The following is a 16,282-nucleotide window of genomic DNA, read 5'->3' as shown; positions in this document are numbered from 1 at the left end:
CCCCTAGACGTCGAACTCGTCGCGCTGCCCGAAGTCGGCGCGAGACACCACGACCACCCCGTTCTCCGAGACCGTGAAGCGCTTGCGGTCCGCCTCGAGGTCGTAGCCGATCGTCTCACCCGGGGGAATGCGCACGCCCTTGTCCACGATGCAGCGCCGCAGCTGCGCGCCGCGGCCCACGTCGACCAGCGGGAACAGCACGCTCTCCTCGACGTGACTGAAGCTGTTCACGCGCACGCGGTAGAAGCAGACCGTGCGCTCGAGCGTGCCGCCCGAGATGATCGAGCCCGAGCCCACGATCGAGTCGATCGCCTTGCCCACGCGGCCCTCGGCCTCGTCGCCGAACACGAACTTGCACGGGCCCGACGGCGGCTGCGTGCCGCGGATCGGCCAGGCGTCGTTGTACAGGTTGAGGTGCGGCTCGACGGACACGAGGTCGAGGTTCGCCTCGAAGAACGCGTCGAGCGTGCCCACGTCGCGCCAGTAGCCGCGCGAGTTCTCACTCTCGCCAGGGCAGAGCTGCGAGGCGAAGTCGTAGGCCAGGACGCGCATGCGCTTGTGTGCGCTGGTCAGCACGTCGCGGCCGAAGTCGTGAGTCGTCGAGGCGGTGTCGGCGTCGCGGCGCAGCTCCTGGAGCAGCGTCGAGGTGCGGAACACGTAGTTGCCCATCGACACCAGCGTCAGGTCGGGGTTTCCGGGCATGCCCGGTGGATCGGCCGGCTTCTCCAGAAAGTCGACCACCCAGCCCCGGTCGTCGACCTTGAGACAGCCGAAGGCGCGCGCGCTGGCGCGCGGCACGGGCAGCGTGGCGACGGTCAGCTCGGCGTCGCGCTCGCGGTGCGCCTCGAGCATGAGTGACACGTCCATCTTGTACACGTGGTCGGAGCCGAAGATCGCGACGTCGCGCGGGCGCAGCTCGCGCAGCAGGTCGAGGTTCTGCCAGATCGCGTCGGCGGTGCCCCGGAACCAGAACGGGCCGATGTTCTGGCCCGCGGGCACGGGGTCGATCGCGGCGTCGAGCACGCCGCCCAGCGACCAGGCGCGCGACAGGTGCCGGATCAGCGACGTGGCGTGGTACTGCGTCAGCACGCGGATCTGCTGGTAGCCGCTGTTCACGAGGTTCGAGAGCACGAAGTCGATGAGCCGGTAGCGGCCGCCGAAGTACATGGCGGGCTTGCTGCGCTCGTTGACCAGAGGCGAGAGGCGGCGGCCCTCGCCGCCGGCGAGCACGAGCGCCAGGCTGTCGCGTACCGGGACCACTCGTTTTCGTTCTAACCCGGGGCCTGCGCGCGGGCAAGCACCGATCGCGTAAGATCGTCGGCATGCTCATCATTGCAGGCACGTTCCGCATCGCCCAGGAAGGCCGCGAGGCGACGCTCGCGGCCGCGCGCGACATGATGGCCGACACCCTGAAGGAGGCCGGCTGTCACGCCTACCGCTTCACGGCCGACCTCGACGACCCGACGCTCATGCACCTGTTCGAGCGCTGGGAGTCCGAGGACGCCCTGCGCGCGCACTTCACCACGCCACACATGGCGCGCTTCCAGGCGGCGCTGGGCAAGCTCCGCCCGCAGATCGTCGAGATCACCAAGTACGAGATCTCGAAGGCGGGCCCGGTGCGATGAGCGCGCCGAGCTTCGAGGAGCGCTTCGACAAGTCGGTCGCGGAGGGCTTCATCCGCGCGAGCGACCGCGTTCCCGGGCTGCTGAAATATCTGGGCGTGCGCATCGTGGAGGTCGGACCGGGCACGCTGCGCGCCGAGCTCCCGGTGCGGGACGAGCTTTTGACTCCGTTCAAGAACATGCACGGCGGCGTGATCTCGGCGCTGTGCGACCACGTGCTGGGCTGCGTGTGCTACCCGCTCATGACCAAGGGCCAGTGGGCCGCGACCACCGAGTTCAAGCTGAACCTCCTGCAGCCGGTCACCCAGGGCGTCGTGGCCGCGATCGCGACCGTGGTCTCGATGACGAAGTCACAGGCGGTGGTGCGGATCGACGTTTTGAACGAGGGCCGGCTCACGGCGGTGGCGCAGGGCACGGTCACGATCCGCGACCCGCGCTAGCGGCGGCGGACCTCGAGCCGGAGTCGCCCCGGCAGCGCGCTCGGCACGCGCGCGAAGGCGAGCGCGACGCAGCAGGCGGATTCGAGCGCGACCAGGCGGTCGAGTGTCTCGGCCAGGCCGGCCGCCGCGGCCAGCTCCCAGGCGAAGCCTCCCGCGGGCAGGTCCTCGCGCGCGAGCGCATGGGGCAGGATCTCGCGCCGGATCCAAGCCACGCGTTCCGCGAGCTCACTCGCCCCGAGCGCGCAGCTTCCTGCGGCGGCGAGCGCTTCGACCGGATCCATGACCCGGGAAGCTACGGGTTGAAGCGCGCTTCAAGTCAAGGGCGCGAGCGCAGTCGTCGAGCGTAGGGCAGGCGCAGCGGGCGAGCGCGCGCAGCAGGCGGCGCGCCCGCGCCAGCTCGGCCACGCGCGCGGCCAGCTCTGCTTCCTTGCGCGCGGTGAGCGCCTGCCAGCGCGGGCCGGGCGGCGTGCGCCGGCCGAGCCCGGCCACGAGCGTGCGGATCTCGGCCAGCCGGAAGCCCGCGGCCTGCGCCGTGCGGATCAGCGCGAGCCGCTCGAGCACCTCCTCGCCGTACACGCGCTTTCCGCCGGCGCGCGCCGCGCGCGGCACCAGGCCCGCGCGCTCGTAGTAGCGCAGCGCCGATGCCGCCAGCCCGGAGCGCCGCGCCACCTCGCCGATCGGGAGCATCGCCCGACGCTAGCACTCAGGGCAGGGTGTAGGCGATCACGGAGTCACCGAGCTTCGAGCCCACGCCGATGTGGCCGCCCGGCGCGACCACGAGATACTGCTTGCCGCCCGCGTGGAGCTTGTAGGTGATCGGGCCTGCGTGCAGGCCGGCGGGCAGCGGGAAGGTGGCGATGCGCTCGCCCGTGGTCACGTCGTGCACCCGCAGCGCCGCGACCTGGGTCCCGCCGTGGAACACGAGCCCGCTGGCGGTCACGAGCGCCGGGCCGTAGCCGCTGGTGCCGGGATCTCCGTCCGAGACACTCGTCGACGCGCGCCACGCGATCGCGCCCTTCGCGAGGTCGACGCCCACCAGCATGCCCCAGGGCGGCTTGTTGCAGGGGACGCCGTCGTGGTCGAAGGTCGTCCGGCCCGAGAGCGGGTTCAGGCGGTAGCGGTCGCCGGTGCCCTTGCCGGTGAGCAGCCAGCGGAGCGTGGAGAAGGTCACGCCGTGCAGCGGCTGCACCTCGCTGCCGCCACCCGTGGCGTGGTCGGCCACCTCTTCGAGCTGGACCACGTGGGCGCGGTTCTGCACCGGCACCACGAGTGTCTGGCGGGCCTCGTCCCAGGCCGCGCCCGACCAGTTCGCGCCGCCACCCGTGAACGGGTAGAGGATCGTGCCGCGCAGGCTCGGCGGCGTGAACAGGCCTTCGTTGCGGAGCTGGGCCAGCCGCGCGCGGCAGGCGGCGAGGTGACTCGGGTCGGGCGCATACAGGTCGTCGGGTCCGAGGCGCTGCGGCACGAGCGGCGGCGGCGCGCTCGGCACGGGCTGGGTGGGCCAGGCGTGCTCTCCGGGCAGGTCGCTCGCGGGCACCGGGCGTTCCTCGACCGGAAACAGCGGCGTGCCGTTCGCGCGGTCGAGCAGGAACACGAAGCCGCTCTTGGTGGCCTGTGCGACGGCCGCGATCCGGGCGCCGCCGTGCTGCACGGTCACCAGCACCGGCGGCGCGGCCAGGTCATAGTCCCACAGGTCGTGGTGCACGGTCTGGAAGCTCCAGCGCACGGCGCCGGTGCGCGCCTCGAGCGCCACCAGCGAGTCACTGTACAGGTTCGCGCCGGGGCGATCGCCGCCGTAGAAGTCGGGGCTGGGCGTGCTCACCGGCAGGAAGATCCAGCCGCGCTCGAGGTCGGCCGTGATCGTGGACCACACGTTCGCCGCGCCGGTGAGTCGCGTGCCGGTCTGCCAGGTGTCACTGCCCGGCTCGCCCGGATGCGGGATGGTGTGGAAGGTCCAGCGCAGAGCGCCGGTGCGCGCGTCGAATGCGCGCACGTCACCCGGTGGCGCATCGGGCCGCACCACGTCGGCGATCGACGAGCCGACCACGACCAGGTCGCCGACTACGGTCGCGGGCGAGGTGACGTTGTACTCCCACTCGTCGTAGAGCGGAGTGATTCCCGCCAGCAGATTCACGCTGCCGGCGTTTCCGAACCCGGCGCAGGGCTGGCCGGTGAGCGCGTCGAGCGCGATCAGCCGTGCATCGAGCGTGGCCAGGAAGAGTCTCTGCGCGCACGCGCCGGTGCCGGCTGCGTCTCGCCAGTAAGCCACGCCGCGGTTGATCCACATGTTGGCGTAGGCGCGGCCGGGCTCGAGCTTGGGATCGAAGGTCCACAGCTCCCGGCCGGTCTCGGGATCGAGCGCGATCACGCGGTTGCGCGGCGTGGTGAAGAACAGCCGCCCGCCGACCACGATCGGCGTGGACTCGAACGCGCTGCCGCGATTCACGCGCAGCGGCCAGGCGCCCTCCCAGAAGTCGCCGTGGTGGTAGGTCCAGGCGACCTGGAGCCGGCTCACGTTCTCGCGCGTGATGTCGGTGAGCGGCGAATGGCGCCCGCCGCCGGGAGCGCCCTCGGTGACCGGCCAGTCGGCGAGCGCGGGCTCGGCGGCGCGTGCGATCGCTGGCAGCCCGAGACAGAGCCACGCCACCGAGACGAGCCCGCTCCAGTACCATGCCCGCATCCGCCCAGGCTCACACAAACCGGGGAGGCAAGCGATGGCCAAGGCGTTGTCGGGCGTGGTCCTGGCCGTGGTGGTCTTCGCCCCGGGTCTCTTCATCGCGCACAAGCTCTCGGACGGACCCATGGGCCCGATCTCGGGCGGACCGCTGCGCGCCGGACCGCTCGTGACCGACCCCAACGTCGACTGGGCGGCCGCGCTGGCCGCACAGAGGCCGGGGCAGGGCATCGAGCTCGAGCTGGTCGCCACGGGTGAGTCGCGCACCGTGGGCGCGTTCGCGCACGACAACGCCCTGTACGTGCCCTGTGACCTGGGCTTCCTGTGGCGCCGCACGCCCAACGCGGGCATGCGCTTCATGGGCGGCCTGATCTACTCGGTGAAACACTGGAACCATGACGCCGAAAAGGACGGCCGCGTGGTGCTGCGCATCGACGGCAAGCGCTACGAGCGGCAGGCCGTGCGAGTCACCGACCCGGAGCTCCTGGCCGCGCTGCGCCAGCACACGGAAGAGGGCGTGGAGAGGTTCTTCGGCGCGCGGCTCGCGCCCGGACCGGCCGACCCCGACGCGATCTGGTTCTTCCGCATGGACCCGCGCGCTTCTGGCTAGAATGCGGCCGCCGAGGTCCTCATGAGCGAACAGTCGCACGAAGAGCAGCTCCAGAAGATCATGTCCGTCGCGGAGAAGGACCCCGGCGGCGGGCAGTGGATCCGCCAGCTCGAGGGCGCCGACACGGTGGTCGTGGCCATGGCGATCGGCGACCTGGCCGGCCCGACCGAGACGCGCGGCGATGCCAAGCGCCTGCGCGAGTCGGCGCTCGCGCTCGTGCAGGGACGGGTCATCAAGCAGCTGCGCGAGCTCGTGGGCGAGGTCAACCGGCTGATCGACACGACCGAGCGCCTCGAGTCCTCGGCCACGCGGCTGCAGTACGTCGCGATCGCGGTTGGCGTCGCGCAGCTCATCGCCGCGGTGGCTCTGTTCGCCTGGAGCAAGTAGCTAGCGCAGCGACCGGAACCCCGCGCGCAGCTCCTCGGCGAAGATCTTCGGCTGCTCCCAGGCCAGGAAGTGACAGCCCTTCTCGACCCGGCTGTAGTGGACGAGCTTGGGGTAGGCGCGCTCGGCCCAGCTGCGCGGACACTGGTAGAGCTCGTCGGGAGCTGCGCTGACCGCGGCCGGAATCGACACGTTCTTGGGCGCGAAGAAGGCCAGCTTGTTCTCCCAGTAGAGACGCGCCGACGAGACTCCGGTGTTCGTGAACCAGTAGAGGCTCACGTTGTCGAGCACGTCGTCGGGAGTGATTCCCTCGGGCTGCCCGGCGAAGCTGCGCGCGATCAGCTCGTAGCTCTTCAGGTCGTGATCGATCATCCAGGCGGCCAGGCCGACCGGCGAGTCCGCGATCCCGTACAGCGTCTGCGGGTGCGCTCCCATCTCGAGCGCATAGGCCAGGCCCTTCTTGTAGAAGAAGTCGAGCCGCTCGTAGGCGGCGCGCTCGTCGGCACCGAGCCCGGCCGGCGGCGGACCGCCCGTCTGCAGCGCCGCTGCGATCTCCGGTGGAACGGCACCCGGCATGTTGGTGTGCATGCCGACCAGCCCCGGAGGCGCCTGCGCCGCCATCAGGTCCGTGACCAGCGCGCCCCAGTCACCGCCCTGCGCGCCGTAGCGCGCATAGCCGAGCCGCTTCATCAGCTCGACCCACGCGCGCGCGATCCGCTCGGGGCCCCAGCCGGCCTGGGCCGGCTTGGCCGAGAAGCCATAGCCCGGCATCGAGGGAATCACCAGGTGGAACGCATCCGACGCGCGGCCGCCGTGGGCGCCGGGATTCGTGAGTGGCTCGACGACCTTGAGCAGCTCGAGGATCGAGCCCGGCCAGCCGTGAGTGATCACCAGCGGGAACGCGTCCTCGTGCTTCGAGCGCGCGTGGATGAAATGGATGTCGAGCCCGTCGATCTCGGTGACGAAGTTCGGCAGCGCGTTGAGCCGCGCCTCGCACTTGCGCCAGTCGTACTCCGTGCCCCAGCGGCGCGCGAGTGACTGCATGGTCGCGAGCTGCACGCCCTGCGATGGATCGGCGACCGGCTCTCGTTCGGGCCACTTCGTCGCCTGCACGCGCCGGCGCAGGTCGGCGACCTCGGCCTCGGGAACGCTCACGCGAAACGGGCGGATGGCGCTAGTCATGGGGGGTCTCCTGCAGTGAGTGTCGTATCGCGCAGTTTAGTGCCGAGGCTCAGCACCCGTGCAAGCGATTGCGACGAGCGAGCACGAGCAGGGCGCTGCCGAGCGCAGCGAGCAGGGCGCTGCCGGGCTCGGGCGCCGCGAACGGGGTCAGATAGAGGATCGACCCGTCGGAGCGCAGGTCGACGTTCCCGATCGACGGGCCGAAGCGCACGACCACGTCGCGCGTGAGGCTCAGCGGAGCGGTCGCGCAATCCTCGTCGCTGCAGGAAGTCGGCTCGAGCCCGGAGAGATCGAGGTCCAGGTCACTCGGCCGCTCGGAGTCGATGACGTATCGCGCTTGGAGCCGTATGGAGCCTAGCGTGGCTGGAGCGTAGTCCAGGACCAGGATGTCCCCACTCGTATGCAGAGTGAGGCTGGCGCCCGATGCCAGGTCCAGAAACTCCGGATCGGTGAGAGAGAATGGGGGCGGCGCTCCTGGTGATTGGGATTGGCCGACCGTGCCCGAGCTGATGGAGATCGAGGTCGCGTTGAACGAGCCGCGGAGGACGCCGCCAGCGTCGATCGTGATCGATGCGGCGGCAGGCTGGCTCACGAGAGCCGCAACGACGGCGAGCGCGAGGCTCGAGCGAAAGCGCATGCCGAAGCCTAGTCGAGTGAGCCGTGAGTCCCGTGCGAAGATCGCGTGAGGATCTCGAGCACGCGGTGGGGTTGGTAGCGGGGACAGGATTCGAACCTGTGACCTTCGGGTTATGAGCCCGACGAGCTACCGGACTGCTCCACCCCGCACCGAGGTGGGCGGAGGATGGCGTTCGCTTCGCGCCCTGTCAATTCGCGTGCGGCGGCGCAGGGGAGGGTGGAAGAGCTGCCTGAGGTCGTGCGTGCAACCCTGCGGCAGTGCGACACTTCTCGTCACTTGAGTGCCACTTCTCGGCAGTCGCCGTCCGCCTGGGCGGCGCCGGAGGGCATTGGACATGACGGCAGGCAAGTGGCTGGTGGTGGCGGCGTTGGCGCTCGGGCTGGTTCCCAAGCTCGCGGCGGCGGACTACTGGCGCTACGAGACCGACTCGGGCAGCACGGCGTTCACGGACGACGCGAAGAACATCCCGGCGAAGTACCGCGCGAGCGCGGTGAAGATCGCCGAGGAGCCGCTGGCGACCTACCGCAAGCTCTCGGTCGTGCAGACGAGCCCGACCGCGACACCGAACGGTGTCGCCGCGCAGCGCGCCGACGCGCTGCCCCCGCGCGCCGAGGCGCCGCTGGCCCAGGCGGGTCCGGGCGTACAGCGCCTGGGCATCAACGTGTCGGGCGTGCAGGTCGACATCGACGCGGACGCGGACGAGCCGATCCACATCGACAAGCGCCAGTGGGAAGACGACAACGGTGACTACTTCGACCACGGCGGCACCATGGCGCCGACCACGGTCATCCGGAAGGGCGACCGCCCGCTGGCCTACATCGACGAGCGCTAGCGCGCCGGCGGACCTTCGCCCACGCCCTCGTCGCCCAGGACCTTGAGGTCCGGGGCCACGACCCACCTCTTGGTGTCGACGTCGTAGCGCCAGTGCTGCACCTGCCGCACCTTGCGCTCCTTCACCGACGGCAGCCGGTAGAACTCGAGCGCGACGAGCATCTCCACCTCGGTGCCGTCGGTGCTCGTCGGCTTGGCCGAGAGGATGTCGCAGGCGGTGAAGCGGAACGGGGTCTGGTTGTCGTCGAGCAGGCGCAGGAACGCGGTGCGGCGTTCGGGCTCGACCTGCGAGGCCGCCTCCTGCCAGCGTCCCCAGCGCACGTCGTTGTTGTATTGCTGTGCGTAGTCGTCGACCGCAGGCGTCTCCTGCGGGAGGATCGGAGTCACACAGGCCGGTAGCAGCAGCAGCGCGAGCGCGAGCAGCCGGATCTTCATTTCTCTCCCCCCCAAGCTGGACTGTGGCATGTTCCGAGCATCGTCGTCAGGGGGTCGCAACTTGGCAGGCGCGAACACCGGGCCGGGGATCCTGCTCGGGATCGACATCGGTGGAACCAAGCTGAACGTTGCGCTCGGGCGCGCCACGGGCGACCTGGTGCGCGAGGCGCGCATCGACGACTGGACGAGCGGCGACGCGAAGCGCGACCTGGACAAGATCGCAGACACGGCGCGCGAGCTCTTGACTGCCGCGCGGCTCGACGCGCGCGAGCTGGCCGCGATCGGAGTGTCTGCGCCGGGCCCGCTCGATCCGTCGACCGGCGTGGTGCGCGACGCGCCGAACCTGCGCGGCTGGCACGAGGTGGCGATCTCGGCTCACCTGACTCGCGCGTTCGGGCGGCGCGTGCGACTCGAGAACGACGCCAACGCGGCGGCGCTCGCCGAGTGGCGCTTCGGCTCGGGGCGCGGCTCGCGCGCGTTCGCGTTTCTCACCATGAGCACCGGCGTGGGCGCGGGCTTCGTGCTCGACGGCGCGCTGTATCGCGGCGCGCGCTTCGGCGCCGGCGAGGTGGGTCACATGCCGGTCATCGCGCAGGGGCTCGAGTGTGTGTGCGGACTGCGCGGCTGTCTCGAGGTCTACACCGGCGGCGGCGCGCTCGCGGCGCGCATGCGCGCGGAGCTGGCCGCGGGCACGCGCTCGCGCATCCTCGATCACGCGGGCGGTGACCCGCACGCGGCGCGCCCCGAGCACTGGATCATGGCGCTGCGCGAGGGCGACCCCTACGCCCGCGCGCTCGCGGACTCGTATCTCGACGTGCTGGCGCAGGGCATCGCGATCCTGATCCTCGCCCTCGACCTGGACCGAATCGGCCTGGGCACCATGGTGGCGCGCAATCCGGAGCTGTTGCTCGAGCCGCTGCGCGAGCGCGTCTACCGGCGCGTGTGGCCGAGGCTGCGCGACACACAGCTCGTGCCCGCCGCGCTCGGCCCGCGGCTCAGCGCCTACGCGGGCTTGTCGACCGCGCTGCTCGAGCTCGAGTCGCCGGCGTCCTCCTCGCCGTAGGCCGCGCGCCAGCCAGCGCTGAAGGCGTCGAGCCGTCCGGCCTCGATCGCCTCGCGCAGCTCGCGCAGGAGCGTCATGTAGTAGGCCAGGTTGTGCAGCGAGAGCAGCCGCGCCGCGAGGGAGTCACCCGCGCCCAGCAGGTGCCGCAGATAGGCGCGCGAGAAGCGCGCGCACACCGGGCACACGCACGCCGGGTCGATCGGGCCGCGCTCGTCGCGGTGACGGGCGTTGCGCAGGTTCAGGCGCCCGCGGCTGGTGAACACCGAGCCGTGTCGCCCGTGGCGGGTCGGGACCACGCAGTCGAACAGGTCGACGCCGCGCGCCACGGCCGCGACCAGGTCCTCGGGCAGGCCCAGGCCCATGAGATAGCGCGGCGCGGCGGGCGGCAGCGGGCCGATCGCGTGAGTCACGAGCTCGGCGCGCGCGCCGGCTGACTCGCCCACGCCCAAGCCCCCGATCGCGAACGCCGCGAAGCCGAGCTCGGCCGTGCGCGCTGCGCTCTCGGCGCGCAGCTCGGGCGACCCGCCGCCCTGGATGATCCCGAACAGGAGCTGGTCCGTGCGCCGGCGCACCGCCTGGCCGCGCGCGGCCCAGCGCAGGGTTCGTTCCAGGCTCGCCCGCGTACGGGCCAGGTCCTCGGGCTCGCCCGGCTTGATCTCGCCGAACTCGTCGAGCACCACGATCAGGTCGGCGCCGAGCTTCTCCTGGATCTCGACCGCCTTCTCGGGAGTCAGGAACACGAGCGCGCCGTCGTGGGGGCTCTTGAACTCCACCCCGGCCTCGCTGCGCCGACAGAACGCGTCGAGCGAGAACACCTGGAAGCCGCCCGAGTCGGTGAGCATCGGGCCGTCCCAGCCCACGAAGCCGTGCAGCCCGCCGTGGGCGGCCACGAGCTCTTCGCCCGGCCGCAGGTGCAGGTGATAGGTGTTGGCGAGTACGCCCTGCACGCCCACACGGCGCAGCTCGTCGGGCGAGAGTCCGCGCACCGCGCCGAACGTGGCCACCGGGAAGAAGGCCGGTGTCTCGAGCACGCCGTGCGGCGTCACGAGCCGCCCGGTGCGCGCCGCGCCGTCCTGTGCGCGGAGCGCGAAGCTCGGAGTCACCGGATCCACAGCGCGTCCCCGTAGGAGTAGAACCGGAAGCGCGCCGCGATGGCGTGCGCGTAGGCGCGCTTCGTGGCCTCGACGCCCGCGAAGGCCATCACCAGCGCGAGCAGGCTCGAGCCGGGCAGGTGGAAGTTCGTGACCAGGGAGTCGACCGCGCGGAACTCATGGCCCGGGAGCACCAAGAGCTTGGTCTCGCCCGCGCCCGCAGCGCCGCCCGTGGTCTCGAGCGCGCGCACCACGGTGGTGCCCACGGCGACCACGCGGCCGCCGGCCGCGCGCGCGTCGGCGATCGCTTGCGCGGTCGCCTCGGGCACGGCGAAGCGCTCGGGCTCGAGCACGTGGTCCTCGGGGCGCTCGCAGCGCATGGGCCGGAACGTGCCGGGGCCCACGTGCAGAGTGACTCGCGCCAGGCGCAGGCGCGCGGCCAGCGCTTCCGTGAAGTGGAGCGACGCGGTGGGCGCGGCCACCGCGCCCGGCTCGCGCGCGAACACCGTCTGGTAGTCGGCCAGGTCCCGGGCGCGCGCCGAGTCACGCCGGATGTACGGGGGCAGGGGGGCCTCGCCGATCCGGTCGAGCAGCGCGTCGGGCTCGACGCCCTCCGGTGCCGCCAGCGCGAGTCGGCAGGCGCCACCTGGCAGCACCTCGACCACGCGCGCGCCGAGCTCCCCGAACACGAGCTCGAGCCCCGCCACGACCCGGCCGCGCACCTTCACGAGCGCGGTCCAGTCACCGTCGGGCCGGCGCTGCAAGAGCAGCGCCTCGGCCTTGCCGCCGCTCGACTTCGTGCCGCGCAGCTTTGCGGGCACCACGCGCGTGTCGTTCACGACGAACAGGTCCTCGGGCCGCGCCTGACTCGCGAGGTCCGAGAAGCGCAGCTCCGACAAGGCTCCGGTCGCGCGCTCGAGCAAAAGGAGGCGCGCCGCGTCGCGCGGCGCGATCGGCTCCTGCGCGACCAGCTCGGGCGGGAGCTCGAACTCGAGGTCGCCGCGCGAGATCATTTTCCGCTCAGTGACTCGAGCGCGGCGGGCTTGGCCACCAGCGCGTCGTAGGAGAAGAGGGCGATGCCGGGCGGCTCGAGCGCGCGCGCCAGCGCGATCTGGCCGGCGAGGCGCGCCGGGTCGTCGGCCAAAAGCCACGCGCCCAGCCCGAGCCACAGCTTGTCGCCGCCCACGCCGAAGTGGAGCGCGCGCGTCTCGTAGCGCAGGAGCCGCTCGTCGCGCGTGTAGGCCATGGCCACGGCGAAGTCGAGGCGGCCGTCCTCGAGCCACGCGCGCCAGTCCTGCATCGACGTGAGATACGCGCGGTCGGCGTACGACAGCACGGCGGCCGAGAGCTTCCACTTCTTCGGCATGTGCGCGCGCAGCTCGGCGACCAGCTCGCCCACGCGCGCGCGCCGGAACTCGTCCCACTTGTCGCCGAGCTCGAAGCTGCCGTTCTCGGCCGTGAAGCGCGCCTTCGCGACCTCGCCGTAGCCGAAATCGAGCCCCCGGAAGCGCGAGCCGGGAGTCATTGGCAGCGCGTAGGGGTAGCGGATGTAGTCGAGGTGCAGGCCGTCCAGGTCGGGCGCGGCGCGCGCCAGGTCGTCGACCGTGGCCGCGAGGAACTGCACCACGCCCGGCACCGCCGGGTCGAGCCAGTAGCCCGGCGTCTCGAGCTCCAGGTACTTGGCGTCGGGCGGCGGCACGTTGCCTTCCGGGTAGTCGAGCAGGCTCCGGCCTTCGCGGTCGACCTGCACCGCGTCGCGCCCGAGCTTCTGCACGATGGGCGCGTCCTTGTTCGCGGCCAGCGCCAGGCAGTTGAACCAGGCGTGCACGCGGATGCCGTGCGCGTGCGCCTGCGCGATCACGTCGGCCAGCGGCTCGGGCGCATCCGGGTGCGCGGCCCGGATGGCGCGATAGGGCGCGTCGTCGGCGTGACTCGACGGGAACCAAGCGCGGCCCGCGCGGTGCACCTGCACGAACAGGTCGCTCGCGCCGAGCTTCTGCGCGCGCTCCACGAGCTGCGCGATCTTGTCGGGTGACTCGAGCGCGCGTTCGCTGCCCTCGGCCAGCACCCACAGGCCCACGGGGCCCCCCGCACCCACCGGGCGGTGCCCGCGCGAGCACGAGAGCGCGACGAGCGCCGCCGCGAGAGCTGCCATCCAGGGCCGCATGGGGGCCGAAGGCTAGCAGAGGCTCGCCGCCCCGCCGTTGGTTAGATTCGCGCTGGTTCCATGGGGAAGACGCTGTGCATCGCGCTCGTGCTGTCGCTCCTGGCCGCGCTGTCTGCGCGCGCGGACGACGCCGAGCTGGTCGCGCGCCTGCGCGAGGCGAGCGACCTGCGCGACCAGGGCAAGTACGGCGACGCCGCCAAGAAGCTGGGCAAGCTCGCCGAGGGCGAGCTCGCGGCGCCGGTCGGGCTGGCGCGCGCGCGGCTGTTGCGCGCCGACGGCAAGGCCGAGGAAGCCGCGCACGTGGCCGAAGCCGCGGCCGCGCAGATCCCCGCCGACGAGATCCGCGCGCACTTGTACGCGGAGCTGGCCTCGATCTATCTCGAGCGCGGCGACCTGAAGAGCGCCCACGAGGCCGAGCACGCCGCGGCCGACGCGACGCGCAGCTCGGAGTACGCCGCGCAGCTCGCGGTCGAGCTGGCCAAGGCCTACGAGTCACGCGGGCTCTCCGCCGAAGCGCTCGAGCTCTACACGCGCGTGTGGCAGCGCTATCCGCTCACGTCCTCGGCCGAGACCGCGTTCGTGCGCGCCAGCGCCATCGCCGCCGCGAGTGGCGCCCCGGCGCCTCCGCCCGCGGCCCTGGTGGCGCGCGCGGACAAGCTGCGCGAGTCGTTCCGCTGCGACGCGGCGCTGCCGCTGTACGAGACACTCCTGGCGCGGCCCGACACGGCCGCGGTGCAGAAGCCGGGCCTCGAGCGCGGGCGCGCCGACTGCCTGTTCATGGCGCGGCGCTACACCGACGCGGTCGACGCCTACCGCGCGCTCGCCAAGCGCGACCCCAAGGACTTCGAGTCGCGCTTCCAGGAGGCGCGCGCGCTGGCGCGCAGCGGCTCGCGCGATCCCGCGGTCGCGGCGCTCGAGAAGCTGCTGAAGACCAAGGACGAGCTCGAGCGCGCGCGCGTGCGCTCGCTCCTGGCGGTGATCCTCGAAGACAAGGAGCCCGCGAAGGCGCTCGAGCAGCTGCGCAAGGTCGAGAGACAGACCGCCGCGCCGAACCTCGCGTCCGATGCGCGCTGGTCACTGGCCTGGGCCGACCTGCGCGCGGGCGGCGGGCTCGAGGCGGCGCCGCTGCTCGACAAGCTGGCGACGGGCCCGTCGGACGACGTCGAGGTGCAGCGCGCGCGCTACTGGCGCGCGGTCGCCCGCGCCGAGTCCGACGACGAGACACGCCGCGCCGAGGGCACGGCCCAGCTGCAGGAGCTCGCGCGCGATCTCCCGCTTGCGTACTACGGCATGCTGGCCGCGGAGCGGGTGGGCGAGAGCCCGGTCGACAAGCCACTGCTCAGCCCGCGCGCGCCCACGACCGAAGCTCCGGCGCTGCGCCGCGCGCGCCTGCTGGTCGACGGCGGCTTCCCGGAGCTCGCGTCCGACGAGGTCGAGAGCTACGCCGACGGCGCGAAGCTCGACCGAGAGGCGCGCATCCAGACCGCGCGTCTCTTGCACCGCACGGGTGACTCGTTCCGCGCGCTGAAGGTGATCGACGAAGGCTTTGGCGGCACGCTCGACCAGGGCATCGACCCGGGCTGGCGCGAGGCCTGGGAGCTGGCCTGGCCGCGCCCGTTCGGCGAGTGGGTGAGTGGCGCCACGCGCGAGTTCGCGTTCGACCCGGCGCTGGTGTGGGCGATCATGCGCGAGGAGAGCGCCTACCGCGCGCAGGTCAGCTCGCCGGCGGGGGCGCTGGGGCTCATGCAGCTCATGCCGCAGACCGGGGGCAGGGTGGCAGGGGAGCTGGGCCTGTCCGGGTTCGTGGCCGAGCGCCTGTACGATCCCGAGACCAACATTCGCCTCGGCACCTACTACCTGCGCTCGCTGATCGAGCGCTTCGGGGGCTCGCGGCCGTTCGCGATCGCGTCGTACAACGCCGGGCCCGACGCCGTCGGCCGCTGGCTCGAGAAGGACGCGCAGGTCAAGCCCGACGTGTTCGTCGAGTCAGTCACCTACGGCGAGACACGGCGCTACCTGCGGCGCGTGCTGCGCTCGTACCGCGTGTACCAGCTGCTCTACGGCGACGAGGTGCGGCCTCCCGCGCCGCCTGCCGCGGTCGCCGCACCGCCCCCGGAAGAGGCTCAACGCGAGGCCGTGTCGGGCCGATAGCGCGCGCATGGTGAAGCTGGTTCTCCTGTTCGTGGTGCTGGTCGCCGCGGCCGGCGGTGGCCTCTATTGGAACTACAACCGCAACGCCGGCATGGAGGCCGACCTCCACAAGCCGCGGCCGTTCGCGAACCTGTCCACGCCCGATCTCGTGAAGCTGATCGCGGCCTACGAGGCCGAGACCAAGCGCGCCAAGGCGCGCGTCGCCGCCGCCCCGGGCGGCGAGGACGCGATCGACCGCAAGGGCGAGAGCGATGTGGGCGGCAAGGCCGAGGCCTTCGCCGCCTTCCAGCGTCAGAACGAGGCGTGGAAGGCGCAGCGCGGCGCCGCCATGGAGCACCAGGTAGAGCTCGAGCAGCTGAAATTCGAGAAGACCATCCGCGACCGCCACCTGGACGACCCCACGGAGGTGTTCAAGCGGCGGCTGCTGACCTTCTAGGGACCTGCGCTCGAGCTAGTCCTCCTCGTCCGCCGGCTCTTCCTCGGGCTCTTCGATCTCGGCGGGCTCGGCGGTGGCTCCTGCACCCGGATCGTCGATCTCGATGTCCTCGATCTCGAGGTCCTCCGGATCGATCGGCGTGTCGAGGTCTTCGCTCTCCTCGACCGGCGGCGGCGGCTTCACGGCCTTCTTCGGCGCCGGGGCCGCGGCCTTCTTGGCGCGCGTGCGCTTGGGCTTCTCGAAGGCGGGTGACTGGCGCTGGTCGGCGCCGCACTTGGGACAGCGCGGCTCCGGCTTCTGCATGTCGTAGAACTTGGCCTGGCACGAATAGCAGACCCACTTCTGGCCGAGCTTCGTTTTTCGGGCGGCATCCATGCGGCGGGGCTCCTTGTGAAGGCGGGGGTATACCACGGGATCCGGGGAGAGCAAGCGACGTTCCGATGGCGGGAATCACTTCGGGGGTTCGGGCGGCAGGGCGTAGAATCTGCACGTGGCCAAACGCAGCCGGGAGCGGGTCGAGATCGAAGCTCCAGCGGAGCTGCGCTCGGAGCTGCGCGCC

At 71.9% G+C, this 16,282-nt stretch carries 19 protein-coding genes and 1 tRNA gene; 8 read left to right on the top strand and 12 right to left on the bottom strand.

The features are described from left to right. Positions 1 to 3 precede the first annotated feature (3 nt). On the bottom strand, positions 4 to 1,260 hold the full coding sequence (gene glgC / locus VMR86_08780; protein HTO07138.1) for a glucose-1-phosphate adenylyltransferase: 1,257 nt from the start codon (positions 1,258 to 1,260) through the stop codon (positions 4 to 6). A 62-nt stretch (positions 1,261 to 1,322) separates the two neighbouring features. Between glgC and VMR86_08775 the strand changes: the two genes are divergently transcribed. Beyond that, positions 1,323 to 1,625: a putative quinol monooxygenase gene (locus tag VMR86_08775; GenBank protein HTO07137.1), complete on the top strand. Its 303-nt coding sequence runs from the start codon at positions 1,323 to 1,325 to the stop codon at positions 1,623 to 1,625. Continuing rightward, complete coding sequence (locus tag VMR86_08770) at positions 1,622 to 2,062, top strand: PaaI family thioesterase (GenBank protein ID HTO07136.1); 441 nt, start codon at positions 1,622 to 1,624, stop codon at positions 2,060 to 2,062. Before VMR86_08775 ends, VMR86_08770 begins: the two co-directional genes overlap by 4 nt. Here VMR86_08770 and VMR86_08765 read toward each other — a convergent pair. The 3 genes from VMR86_08765 to VMR86_08755 are packed head-to-tail and all read right to left on the bottom strand — an operon-like array spanning position 2,059 to position 4,742. Beyond that, positions 2,059 to 2,274 (bottom strand): hypothetical protein, encoded by a 216-nt coding sequence (locus VMR86_08765; GenBank protein HTO07135.1) that lies wholly within the window; start codon positions 2,272 to 2,274, stop codon positions 2,059 to 2,061. The genes VMR86_08770 and VMR86_08765 overlap by 4 nt on opposite strands. Positions 2,275 to 2,287: 13 nt before the next feature. Then, positions 2,288 to 2,749 carry a MerR family transcriptional regulator gene (locus tag VMR86_08760; GenBank protein ID HTO07134.1) on the bottom strand — a complete coding sequence of 154 codons (462 nt, stop codon included), beginning with the start codon at positions 2,747 to 2,749 and terminating at the stop codon, positions 2,288 to 2,290. A 16-nt stretch (positions 2,750 to 2,765) separates the two neighbouring features. Further along, a complete protein-coding gene (locus VMR86_08755) occupies positions 2,766 to 4,742 on the bottom strand; it encodes a pyrroloquinoline quinone-dependent dehydrogenase (protein ID HTO07133.1) in 1,977 nt (658 codons plus the stop codon). Positions 4,743 to 4,776: 34 nt separating this feature from the next. Between VMR86_08755 and VMR86_08750 the strand changes: the two genes are divergently transcribed. Together VMR86_08750 and VMR86_08745 are read left to right on the top strand one after the other, a co-directional pair. Then, positions 4,777 to 5,346 carry a hypothetical protein gene (locus VMR86_08750; GenBank protein ID HTO07132.1) on the top strand — a complete coding sequence of 190 codons (570 nt, stop codon included), beginning with the start codon at positions 4,777 to 4,779 and terminating at the stop codon, positions 5,344 to 5,346. A 21-nt stretch (positions 5,347 to 5,367) separates the two neighbouring features. After that, entirely contained in the window at positions 5,368 to 5,733 is a 366-nt protein-coding gene (locus VMR86_08745; GenBank protein ID HTO07131.1) for a hypothetical protein, read from the top strand. Here the strand turns inward: VMR86_08745 and VMR86_08740 are convergent, their stop codons facing one another. The 3 genes from VMR86_08740 to VMR86_08730 form a co-directional block, all read right to left on the bottom strand. Further along, positions 5,734 to 6,912, bottom strand: a complete 1,179-nt coding sequence (locus tag VMR86_08740; GenBank protein HTO07130.1) for an epoxide hydrolase — start codon at positions 6,910 to 6,912, stop codon at positions 5,734 to 5,736. A 49-nt stretch (positions 6,913 to 6,961) separates the two neighbouring features. Further along, complete coding sequence (locus VMR86_08735) at positions 6,962 to 7,549, bottom strand: hypothetical protein (protein HTO07129.1); 588 nt, start codon at positions 7,547 to 7,549, stop codon at positions 6,962 to 6,964. A gap of 72 nt (positions 7,550 to 7,621) precedes the next feature. Then, a tRNA-Met gene (locus VMR86_08730) sits at positions 7,622 to 7,698 on the bottom strand. A 185-nt stretch (positions 7,699 to 7,883) separates the two neighbouring features. Between VMR86_08730 and VMR86_08725 the strand changes: the two genes are divergently transcribed. After that, positions 7,884 to 8,381 (top strand): hypothetical protein, encoded by a 498-nt coding sequence (locus VMR86_08725; protein ID HTO07128.1) that lies wholly within the window; start codon positions 7,884 to 7,886, stop codon positions 8,379 to 8,381. On the opposite strand, the gene VMR86_08720 is transcribed toward VMR86_08725, so the two are convergent. Next, the gene (locus VMR86_08720) at positions 8,378 to 8,815 is read right to left on the bottom strand and encodes a hypothetical protein (GenBank protein ID HTO07127.1); all 438 of its coding nucleotides are present in this window, start codon (positions 8,813 to 8,815) and stop codon (positions 8,378 to 8,380) included. The two genes, VMR86_08725 and VMR86_08720, sit on opposite strands and share 4 nt — an antisense overlap. Positions 8,816 to 8,876: 61 nt before the next feature. On the opposite strand from VMR86_08720, the gene VMR86_08715 reads away from it, so the two are divergent. Continuing rightward, positions 8,877 to 9,878, top strand: a complete 1,002-nt coding sequence (locus tag VMR86_08715; protein ID HTO07126.1) for an ROK family protein — start codon at positions 8,877 to 8,879, stop codon at positions 9,876 to 9,878. Here VMR86_08715 and tgt read toward each other — a convergent pair. From tgt to VMR86_08700, 3 genes are read right to left on the bottom strand one after another with little or no spacing between them, the layout of a single operon-like run. Continuing rightward, positions 9,818 to 10,981: a tRNA guanosine(34) transglycosylase Tgt gene (tgt, locus tag VMR86_08710; GenBank protein HTO07125.1), complete on the bottom strand. Its 1,164-nt coding sequence runs from the start codon at positions 10,979 to 10,981 to the stop codon at positions 9,818 to 9,820. The two genes, VMR86_08715 and tgt, sit on opposite strands and share 61 nt — an antisense overlap. Beyond that, complete coding sequence (gene queA, locus VMR86_08705) at positions 10,978 to 11,979, bottom strand: tRNA preQ1(34) S-adenosylmethionine ribosyltransferase-isomerase QueA (protein HTO07124.1); 1,002 nt, start codon at positions 11,977 to 11,979, stop codon at positions 10,978 to 10,980. Before queA ends, tgt begins: the two co-directional genes overlap by 4 nt. Next, positions 11,979 to 13,124, bottom strand: a complete 1,146-nt coding sequence (locus VMR86_08700; protein HTO07123.1) for a family 10 glycosylhydrolase — start codon at positions 13,122 to 13,124, stop codon at positions 11,979 to 11,981. The genes queA and VMR86_08700 overlap by 1 nt, the downstream gene beginning before the upstream one ends. 72 nt (positions 13,125 to 13,196) lie before the next feature. Between VMR86_08700 and VMR86_08695 the strand changes: the two genes are divergently transcribed. Then, on the top strand, positions 13,197 to 15,287 hold the full coding sequence (locus VMR86_08695) for a lytic transglycosylase domain-containing protein (GenBank protein HTO07122.1): 2,091 nt from the start codon (positions 13,197 to 13,199) through the stop codon (positions 15,285 to 15,287). Between the two features lie 7 nt (positions 15,288 to 15,294). Further along, a complete protein-coding gene (locus tag VMR86_08690; GenBank protein HTO07121.1) occupies positions 15,295 to 15,723 on the top strand; it encodes a hypothetical protein in 429 nt (142 codons plus the stop codon). Between the two features lie 15 nt (positions 15,724 to 15,738). On the opposite strand, the gene VMR86_08685 is transcribed toward VMR86_08690, so the two are convergent. Next, the gene (locus VMR86_08685) at positions 15,739 to 16,098 is read right to left on the bottom strand and encodes an FYDLN acid domain-containing protein (GenBank protein ID HTO07120.1); all 360 of its coding nucleotides are present in this window, start codon (positions 16,096 to 16,098) and stop codon (positions 15,739 to 15,741) included. Between the last annotated feature and the right edge of the window lie 184 nt (positions 16,099 to 16,282).

The organism is Myxococcota bacterium, assembly GCA_035498015.1.
In the GTDB taxonomy this organism is placed as follows: Bacteria; Myxococcota_A; UBA9160; order SZUA-336; family SZUA-336; genus VGRW01.
The sequence above is the reverse complement of the archived record's forward strand: the minus strand, read 5'-3'. Positions and strand labels throughout refer to the sequence as shown.

What these genes read in the sequence shown, in the direction of transcription:
- VMR86_08775 (HTO07137.1), top strand. Translation starts at nt 1,323, where the DNA reads ATGCTCATCATTGCAGGCACGTTCCGCATCGCCCAGGAAGGCCGCGAG.
- VMR86_08770 (HTO07136.1), top strand. Translation starts at nt 1,622, where the DNA reads ATGAGCGCGCCGAGCTTCGAGGAGCGCTTCGACAAGTCGGTCGCGGAG.
- VMR86_08760 (HTO07134.1), bottom strand. Translation starts at nt 2,749, where the DNA reads ATGCTCCCGATCGGCGAGGTGGCGCGGCGCTCCGGGCTGGCGGCATCG.
- VMR86_08755 (HTO07133.1), bottom strand. Translation starts at nt 4,742, where the DNA reads ATGCGGGCATGGTACTGGAGCGGGCTCGTCTCGGTGGCGTGGCTCTGT.
- VMR86_08750 (HTO07132.1), top strand. Translation starts at nt 4,777, where the DNA reads ATGGCCAAGGCGTTGTCGGGCGTGGTCCTGGCCGTGGTGGTCTTCGCC.
- VMR86_08745 (HTO07131.1), top strand. Translation starts at nt 5,368, where the DNA reads ATGAGCGAACAGTCGCACGAAGAGCAGCTCCAGAAGATCATGTCCGTC.
- VMR86_08740 (HTO07130.1), bottom strand. Translation starts at nt 6,912, where the DNA reads ATGACTAGCGCCATCCGCCCGTTTCGCGTGAGCGTTCCCGAGGCCGAG.
- VMR86_08735 (HTO07129.1), bottom strand. Translation starts at nt 7,549, where the DNA reads ATGCGCTTTCGCTCGAGCCTCGCGCTCGCCGTCGTTGCGGCTCTCGTG.
- VMR86_08725 (HTO07128.1), top strand. Translation starts at nt 7,884, where the DNA reads ATGACGGCAGGCAAGTGGCTGGTGGTGGCGGCGTTGGCGCTCGGGCTG.
- VMR86_08720 (HTO07127.1), bottom strand. Translation starts at nt 8,815, where the DNA reads ATGAAGATCCGGCTGCTCGCGCTCGCGCTGCTGCTGCTACCGGCCTGT.
- VMR86_08700 (HTO07123.1), bottom strand. Translation starts at nt 13,124, where the DNA reads ATGGCAGCTCTCGCGGCGGCGCTCGTCGCGCTCTCGTGCTCGCGCGGG.
- VMR86_08695 (HTO07122.1), top strand. Translation starts at nt 13,197, where the DNA reads ATGGGGAAGACGCTGTGCATCGCGCTCGTGCTGTCGCTCCTGGCCGCG.
- VMR86_08690 (HTO07121.1), top strand. Translation starts at nt 15,295, where the DNA reads ATGGTGAAGCTGGTTCTCCTGTTCGTGGTGCTGGTCGCCGCGGCCGGC.
- VMR86_08685 (HTO07120.1), bottom strand. Translation starts at nt 16,098, where the DNA reads ATGGATGCCGCCCGAAAAACGAAGCTCGGCCAGAAGTGGGTCTGCTAT.